The organism is Streptomyces sp. NPDC059564 (assembly GCF_042735575.1).
In the GTDB taxonomy this organism is placed as follows: Bacteria; Actinomycetota; Actinomycetes; order Streptomycetales; family Streptomycetaceae; genus Streptomyces.
The window spans coordinates 1-6,818 of sequence record NZ_JBHWBP010000388.1 but is presented as its reverse complement, the minus strand read 5'-3'; the positions used below and the strand labels follow the sequence as shown (position 1 = coordinate 6,818).

General features: G+C 68.8%; 7 protein-coding genes and 1 pseudogene. 5 read left to right on the top strand and 3 right to left on the bottom strand.

What is annotated here, in order from left to right; all coding sequences use genetic code 11:
• Window positions 1-79 precede the first annotated feature (79 nt).
• Window positions 80-1,090, bottom strand: coding sequence for a glutathione S-transferase family protein (locus ACFV0Q_RS36075; RefSeq protein ID WP_385011424.1), 1,011 nt, complete (start codon window positions 1,088-1,090; stop codon window positions 80-82).
• Between the two features lie 191 nt (window positions 1,091-1,281).
• On the opposite strand from ACFV0Q_RS36075, the gene ACFV0Q_RS36070 reads away from it, so the two are divergent.
• Together ACFV0Q_RS36070 and ACFV0Q_RS36065 are read left to right on the top strand one after the other, a co-directional pair.
• The gene (locus tag ACFV0Q_RS36070) at window positions 1,282-1,494 is read left to right on the top strand and encodes an I78 family peptidase inhibitor (protein WP_385011422.1); all 213 of its coding nucleotides are present in this window, start codon (window positions 1,282-1,284) and stop codon (window positions 1,492-1,494) included.
• Window positions 1,495-1,682: 188 nt separating this feature from the next.
• The gene (locus ACFV0Q_RS36065) at window positions 1,683-2,327 is read left to right on the top strand and encodes an SRPBCC family protein (protein WP_385011421.1); all 645 of its coding nucleotides are present in this window, start codon (window positions 1,683-1,685) and stop codon (window positions 2,325-2,327) included.
• 101 nt (window positions 2,328-2,428) lie between these two features.
• Here ACFV0Q_RS36065 and ACFV0Q_RS36060 read toward each other — a convergent pair whose 3' ends face one another.
• Entirely contained in the window at window positions 2,429-2,656 is a 228-nt protein-coding gene (locus tag ACFV0Q_RS36060) for a hypothetical protein (RefSeq protein ID WP_385011419.1), read from the bottom strand.
• Window positions 2,657-2,989: 333 nt separating this feature from the next.
• Here ACFV0Q_RS36060 and ACFV0Q_RS36055 point away from each other — a divergent pair, with 333 nt between their 5' ends.
• Window positions 2,990-4,438 (top strand): oxygenase MpaB family protein, encoded by a 1,449-nt coding sequence (locus tag ACFV0Q_RS36055; protein WP_385011417.1) that lies wholly within the window; start codon window positions 2,990-2,992, stop codon window positions 4,436-4,438.
• Window positions 4,439-4,789: 351 nt separating this feature from the next.
• Here the strand turns inward: ACFV0Q_RS36055 and ACFV0Q_RS36050 are convergent, their stop codons facing one another.
• Window positions 4,790-5,170: a DUF6221 family protein gene (locus ACFV0Q_RS36050; RefSeq protein ID WP_385011415.1), complete on the bottom strand. Its 381-nt coding sequence runs from the start codon at window positions 5,168-5,170 to the stop codon at window positions 4,790-4,792.
• A 94-nt stretch (window positions 5,171-5,264) separates the two neighbouring features.
• Between ACFV0Q_RS36050 and ACFV0Q_RS36045 the strand changes: the two are divergent.
• Together ACFV0Q_RS36045 and ACFV0Q_RS36040 are read left to right on the top strand one after the other, a co-directional pair.
• A pseudogene (locus ACFV0Q_RS36045) lies at window positions 5,265-6,033 on the top strand (transposase).
• A 134-nt stretch (window positions 6,034-6,167) separates the two neighbouring features.
• On the top strand, window positions 6,168-6,818 hold a 651-nt coding region (locus ACFV0Q_RS36040; RefSeq protein ID WP_385011413.1), incomplete at its 3' end, for a 2OG-Fe dioxygenase family protein.

Below are 6,818 nucleotides of genomic sequence, written 5' to 3'. Positions count from 1 at the left end.
GGGTGGCGGCCCGCGCTCTCGTGTCAGGGCCCCGATCCGGCGGCGTTCCGCGTCGAGACCGCCCAGGCCGGACGCCGTATCAGGGGTGCGACGGAGCGTCGTGAGGCGGGAAGGTCTCGGCGGGGGCGGGAGGCCCGGGCGGGGTGCCGTCCCCGAACGGGCGCCCGCCCAGTGCCGCCCGGCCGTGCGGTTCGAGCCAGCCCGACGGGTCGGGGCCGACGGGAACTATCCCGGACGGGTTGATGTGGCTGTGGACCACGTAGAAGTGCTTCTTGATGTGGTCGAAGTCGACCGTGTCCCCGAAGCCGGGCGTCTGGAACAGGTCCCGGGCGTACGCCCACAGCACCGGCATCTCCGAGAGCTTCTGCCGGTTGCACTTGAAGTGGCCGTGATAGACGGAGTCGAAGCGCACGAGCGAGGTGAACAGCCGCACGTCCGCTTCGGTGATCGTGTCGCCGACGAGGTAGCGGGACCGCTCCAGCCGCTCGGAGAGCCGGTCGAGGCGGGCGAAGAGACGCTCGTACGCCTGGGTGTACGCCTCCTGCGACTTGGCGAACCCGGTGCGGTAGACACCGTCGTTCACGTCCGTGTAGACCTCTTCGTTGACCGCGTCGATCTCGGGCCGCAGCTCGGCCGGGTACAGCGCCGGCGCCCCGGCACGCTGGTACGCCGTCCACTCCAGCGACATGTCGATGGTGATCTGCGGGTAGTTGTTGGTGACGACCTCGCCGCTCGGCACGTCCACGATCGCGGGCACGGTGATGCCCCGGTCGTAGTCGGGGTCGAGGGCGAAGTACGCCTCCTGGAGCCGCTCCATCCCCAGTACCGGGTCGCGGCCCTCCGGGTCGAGGTCGAAGGTCCAGCTGCGGACGTCGTGCGTCGGCCCGGCAACGGCCATGGGCAGGGCCTTCTCCAGCCCGAGGAGCCGCCGGACGATGATCGCGCGGTGTGCCCAGGGGCAGGCTCGGCTCACCACGAGACGGTAGCGACCGGGCTCCACCGGGAAACCGTCGCGTCCGTCAGCGGTGATCCGGGTGGTGATGTAACGGCTGTCGCGGGAGTACCCCTCGCTGGGGCGTACGTAGCTCATTCCGGGGCCTTACCCAGGAACCGACACCTCAACAGGCGGGCCCACCGGCCTCAAGCCCCGCTCACGACAAGCTCCACTGGTCCTCCACCCCGGGCACCGTTGCCGCGTCAACCGGCGGGCCGATTGCGCACGGTCGGCCGCCACCGCCCCCGGGGGGCTTGCGCGGCGCGGCGGCGGGGCAGGCGAAGGGCATGACTGCTCCTGCTTCCTCGCCCACCCCCGGTGACGATCCGGCGCGTTACGTAGGTCTTGACGCCGACGAGGCCGAACTCCAGGCACGCCGCAACGGCTGGACGACTCTGCGCATGGTCCCGCCCGGCACGATCCTGACCATGGAACACCTAGAAGGCAGGCTGAACTTCGAGGTCGAGGGCCACAGGGTGGTGCGCGCCTGGAAGGGGTGACCATACGCCCGGGCTCCGGAGCGACCGCAGGCCGATCGGTGGCTTCACCCCAGCTGACCCGCCCAGAACGGTTAGAAGGTGTCACGAAACCTATTGCCCTTCGCATAGATGGAGTTATAGCCTCTCACTATCGATTGAGGCCCTGTCGCCCGGTAGGTCCCACCCACCGAACAGCAAAGGGGAACTCCATGTCCGGCACCCGCAGCAGCACCGGCATCCACGCCGCCCTGTTCACGATCCCGCTCGTCGTCGGCCTCCTCGCCGCCACCGCGGTACCCGCCGGGGCGGCTGCCGATCCCGGCCCCCGCCCCGCCAGGTCCCTCACCTGCCAGGGGGCCGGCGTCGACGCCGACGCCCGCGTCCGGCACCGTGCCGAGATCCTCGTCGACGCGCCGCTGCGCACGGTCTGGAACCTGCAGACCGACGTCGAGCGCTGGCCGTCCTGGCAGGCTCCCGTGACGACCGCGGAACGCCTCGACCGCGGCCCCCTCCGGCAGGGTTCGGCCTTCCGGTGGACAACCCCGGTGCCCCCCAACCCGACTCCGGCCACCAGCCTGGAGATCACCTCGACCGTCGAACAGCTCGGCCGTCACTCCTGCATCCGCTGGACGGGCCCCGCGAGCGGCGAGGGGCTGCACATCGACGGCGTCCACGTGTGGAAGTTCACCGAGACCCGCGACGGAGTCCGGGTGAGTACCGAGGAGACCCATACCGGCCCTCAGGTCGACGCCGACGTCCCCACCGCGACCGCCATCCTCCGCCAAGGACTCGAAACATGGCTGAGCGACCTGAAGGCCACCGCCGAGGCCCACACCCACCACCGGCCGGACTGACCCGCGCGTCAGGCTCGTACACCTCAGGGAGGGCGAAGCCGCCTGCGGGCCTCGACCGCTACGACTCCGAAAGGGGAGTCGCGGGCTGAAGGGCCCGCCGGTCAGGCGACCTCCTGGCGCTCAGGTGCCTTCCGCGTCTTCACCCCGCCGACGATGAGTGCCAGCCCCACGGCGAGGATGCCGAGGTAAGCGGGGGACGGAAGGTCGACGATCTTGTGCATCCAGCCCCACTCCGTGCCGAAGAGGGCCTGGGAAGCGAAGCTGATGAGCCCCTGGGCTCCTATGACGTAGCCGATGCTTTCGAGGGTGTATCCGATGGTTGTTCGCACGGATCAACCCTCTCGCGGCGGTGCCGCACATGTGTCCTCCGCAGGACCGAAAACGCGGTAGGCCAAAGGATGCAGTCGCGTGCGGCGAGCACCGGCGCAGCACCCCGCCGCGACAGCTGCGGACGGTGCCGAGCGCGCTGGAGCTGTCGAACGGCTGTAGGTGAGAGCACTGGTCAAACGGCCCCAAGACTTCGCCGGGATGGGCCAGATGGGTGAATCCCGGAGTCTGGCCGCTCCGGGATCGCGGTGGGGCCGTTGGGCTGGACGGATAGCCGGATGATCGCTTCGGGCGTCCCTGTTCATTCCTGTGCACGTGCTTGAGGAGACGTCCCCTTGGCTACCGCCGATCTTCCTGGTCCTGATTCGCTGCTGCGCCGCACGCTGGGGGAGTGGCGGATCGGGTTGGTGGCGTGGCGGCTGCTGGTACTGCAGTGCGCGGATCCGGCGGTCGCCGCCGGCATGGCCGGCTTCTCCACGTACCGGGCGCACCCGTGGCGGCGCATCGAGCACACCATGGACAGCGGGAAGCGGCTGTTCTTCTCCGACCGTGAAGGGCTGCGCCGTGAGGTCGCCCGGCTGGAGCGCACGCACCGCCGTCTGGCCGGGACCGACGAGCAGGGCAGGCCGTTCACGGCGGCGGACCCGGCGGTGCGGGTGTGGGTGCTGGTCACGCTGTACGAGTGCATGACGGCGATGCGGGAGCTGTCAGGACGCCCGCTGGCGCCGTCTGAACTGGATCAGATGTACGGAGAATTCCGTGCGGTGTGTTCGGAGTTCGGCCTGCCCGACGACCTGCTCCCGGCCACGGCCGCGGACGTGCCCGCGTACATGGACCGAACGATCCGCGAGCGCCTCGAGTACAGCGAACCCGTCCGCTACCTGCTGTTCGACATGCTTCGTGAAGCGCCCGCACCCCGCCGCCTCGGCCATCTGAAGCCGGCCTGGCCGCTTGTGCGCACGGTGGCTGCCCACGTGATCGGTGCGCTGACCATCGCGGACCTGCCGGAAGCCTTCCGCGAGCGCTTCAGCTTGCCCCGCACCCGTCGAGCGGCCCTGCTGTCCTTCATCCTGCACCGCGGTATGCGCGTGCTGATGAATACGCTGCCCGAGCACCGCCGCTACCGCACCCCCCTGGCGGGCATCCCCTCGACTCCACAGCCCCCCACCGCCTCCACCGGCCACTCTTCCCCGCCGGAGGCAAGCCCTGCTGTCCGGCTTCCCGCGCCACGTCGCCGCAAGGGTGGAGGTCCACGCCCGGAGCGTCTGCGTACCTTCTTCCGCCAGGTCCTGGACCAGACCGGCGACGGCCACATCACCTCGGCCGATCTGCAGGCCATGGCGCACAACATCTGCTGGCCGCTCGAACTCGCCCCTGAGCGCGAAGCCCGCGCCTATGCCGCCTTCGAGACCTGGTGGCAGCATCTGCGGACCGGCATGGATGCCGACGACGACGGACAGGTGACCTGCGAGGAGTTCGTCACCGCCATGCTCACCGGGATCGATGCCGGGCCGGCGTATCTCGAGCAGGGACTGCATGTCGTGGTGCGGGCGATCTTCCACGCTGCGGACACCGACGGCAGCGGACACCTGTGCGCCGACGAGTACCGAACGGTCTTCGGCGGCTCCCGGGTCCACACCGCCGAACTCAACCACGGCTTCCGCCAGCTCGACCAGGACGGAGACGGCCGCATCACCGAAGACGAATTCGTCCAGGCCTTCACCGACTACTTCACCGCCCGCACCGACAACACGGCCGGCAGCCAACTCCTCGGACGCCCATAGCGGCCGTGTTGTCCGCCGGCTCCGCCGTGCCCCCGACGGTGTTCAGGCGCAAGTGCGAGATCGACCAGGTTTCAGCCGACTGCCGCGCGTCGCCTGCGCCATCACTACGACCTGCGGCGGGGGAGTCGAAGAGTCGTCGGTTTCCCGTCACATCGGTTGATAGGATTCAGGCCACTACCCTGACGTCACGTCAAATTGCGCTCGTGTGCAGGAACTTGCCTCCATTGCCGGCAAAGCGCCCCGCTGTCCATTCGACAAGATGTCGAGTTCACCCAGTGTTCGCTTGATGATCAAGAAGTTGTCGGTGTGTCATACACCTGCCTAAGGGCTGTCCCGTAAACGATCTCCGCCTCAGGGGCGTCGGGGGTAGTCAGGGTGATCGGCGTAAGGTGACGCGAGGTCGAGCAGGTCATCACATGGCCAGGTCTCGCCGTCGTACTGGCAGTCATCGCGGTTGTCCCACGGTAGTTCGGGGTCACCCGTGGCAGGACTGAGCACATGGCGGGCGAGCAAGCGTCGCTTGGCCTCGACCTCCCGCAGGACGCGACCCGGGTCGTGCAGCGCGACGTGTAGGGCGATCGTGGGACGGAAGCTGGAGAGTTCTTCTTGGCCGAAGTCGACCGTCTGCCCGTGAGCGGTCCACTCCCCGCAGCCGTCACCGTCGCAGCGTCGGGCCAGGTCGGCCTCCTCATCCAGCCGTACGTGGAGGAACGTCACCAAATCTTGGCTCATGGGGCCATCCTGGACGATGCGCCTGGCCCGGTCGCCTGGTTTCCATGGTGTGGGCAAGACCCGGCCAGCAGGCCGGCAGTGGAATGATCTCGCCGTGGCTGGTGTGATCACGGCGTCGGAGCCGTCTTGGATATCCCCGTTCACCGGGCTGAGCCCCGGCACCTTCGGCAAGTTGGTGACTCAACTGCGGAACGCAGGTGCCGACGTCGGCGGCCGGGGCCGACCGTGGAAGCTGTCGCTGGAAGACCGGCTGCTGCTGGTCGCCGCGTATTGGCGGACCAACCTCACCATGCGACAACTGGCCCCGCTGTTCGGGGTGTCGAAGTCGGCCGCTGACCGGGTGATCGACCACCTCGGGCCGAAGCTCGCTCTGCAGCCCCCGCCGGCGGTTCGCCAAGGACGCTGTGCTGATCGTGGACGGCACCCTGGTGCCCACCCGCGATCACAAGGTCGCCGAGCAGTCGAAGAACTACCGCTACTCCACCAACCACCAGATAGTCATCGACGCCGACACCCGCTTGGTCGTGGTGATCGGCCGACCGCTGCCGGGTAACCGCAACGACTGCCGGGCCTGGGTGGAGTCCGGCGCCAAAGCCGCTGTCGGCAACACCACGACCATCGCCGACGGCGGCTATCCGGGCACCGGGCTGGTGATGCCGCACCGCCGCCGCAAGGGCGAGGAACTGTCCGCCTGGAAACAGGAGCACAACAAGTCCCACAAGCAAGTCCGGGCCCGCGTCGAGCACGCCTTCGCCCGCATGAAGACCTACAAGATCCTGCGCGACTGCCGCCTACGCGGCGAGGGCGTTCACCACGCCATGCTCGGCATCGCCCGCCTGCACAACCTCACCCTCGCCGGTTAGACGAGCCCGTCCTCCCTGAGGCCGAGCGCGTCCCGACCGGTCGGAAGATCATTTACGGGACAACCCTTAGTCTCTGCGACGTTGCTTCGATGCCCAGAGCGCATAGCTCTGAGCTGCAGACGTTGGGGGATCACATGAGTCTTGGCGACAAGGGATACGCGGTGATGGACACTCCGCCGCTGGACGAGTACAGCCTGGCCGAGTTCGAGAACCTGCCGCTCGACCCGTACACCGGCTCGACGCAGCGCTACCGCCGCTTCTCCCAGTTCCGCCTGGTCCACGAGGACCGGTGGACGCTGGAACTGCTGCCGCACCGCCACTTCGCGCAGCCGCGCCAGTACAACGACCTCGTCGGCGGCCGGCTGCGCACGCTGGAGCCGCTGACCACCGACCCCACCCCGCTCATCGCGGCCGGCGCCGAAGCCATGGGCCTCGACAAGGACACCGCCTGGCAGCTCAACATCCACCAGTGCCGGGTCGTTTCCACCCCTGAGGTGGAGGGTGTTGCGGCACCGGAGGGACCGCACCGGGACGGCCACCAGTTCGGCATCGTCGCTGTCACGCGCCGCCACAACATCTCCGGCGGGGAGACCCAGCTCATGCCGCTGGGCGGGGGCGAGCCCTTCTTCCGCACCACGAGGAAGTGGTCTGGCGCGCCGAGACAGGAGCCGACGTGTTCGCCCTGGCCGACCCGGCCGCGCCGGACCCGGCACCAGGGACCCCGTAATGATCAAGACGGATCTGGAGCTCCTGCGGCTCCCGGGCGCGAGCGCGGCCTCGGTACC

What these genes read in the sequence shown, in the direction of transcription:
- ACFV0Q_RS36075 (WP_385011424.1), bottom strand. Translation starts at nt 1,090, where the DNA reads ATGAGCTACGTACGCCCCAGCGAGGGGTACTCCCGCGACAGCCGTTAC.
- ACFV0Q_RS36070 (WP_385011422.1), top strand. Translation starts at nt 1,282, where the DNA reads ATGACTGCTCCTGCTTCCTCGCCCACCCCCGGTGACGATCCGGCGCGT.
- ACFV0Q_RS36065 (WP_385011421.1), top strand. Translation starts at nt 1,683, where the DNA reads ATGTCCGGCACCCGCAGCAGCACCGGCATCCACGCCGCCCTGTTCACG.
- ACFV0Q_RS36050 (WP_385011415.1), bottom strand. Translation starts at nt 5,170, where the DNA reads ATGAGCCAAGATTTGGTGACGTTCCTCCACGTACGGCTGGATGAGGAG.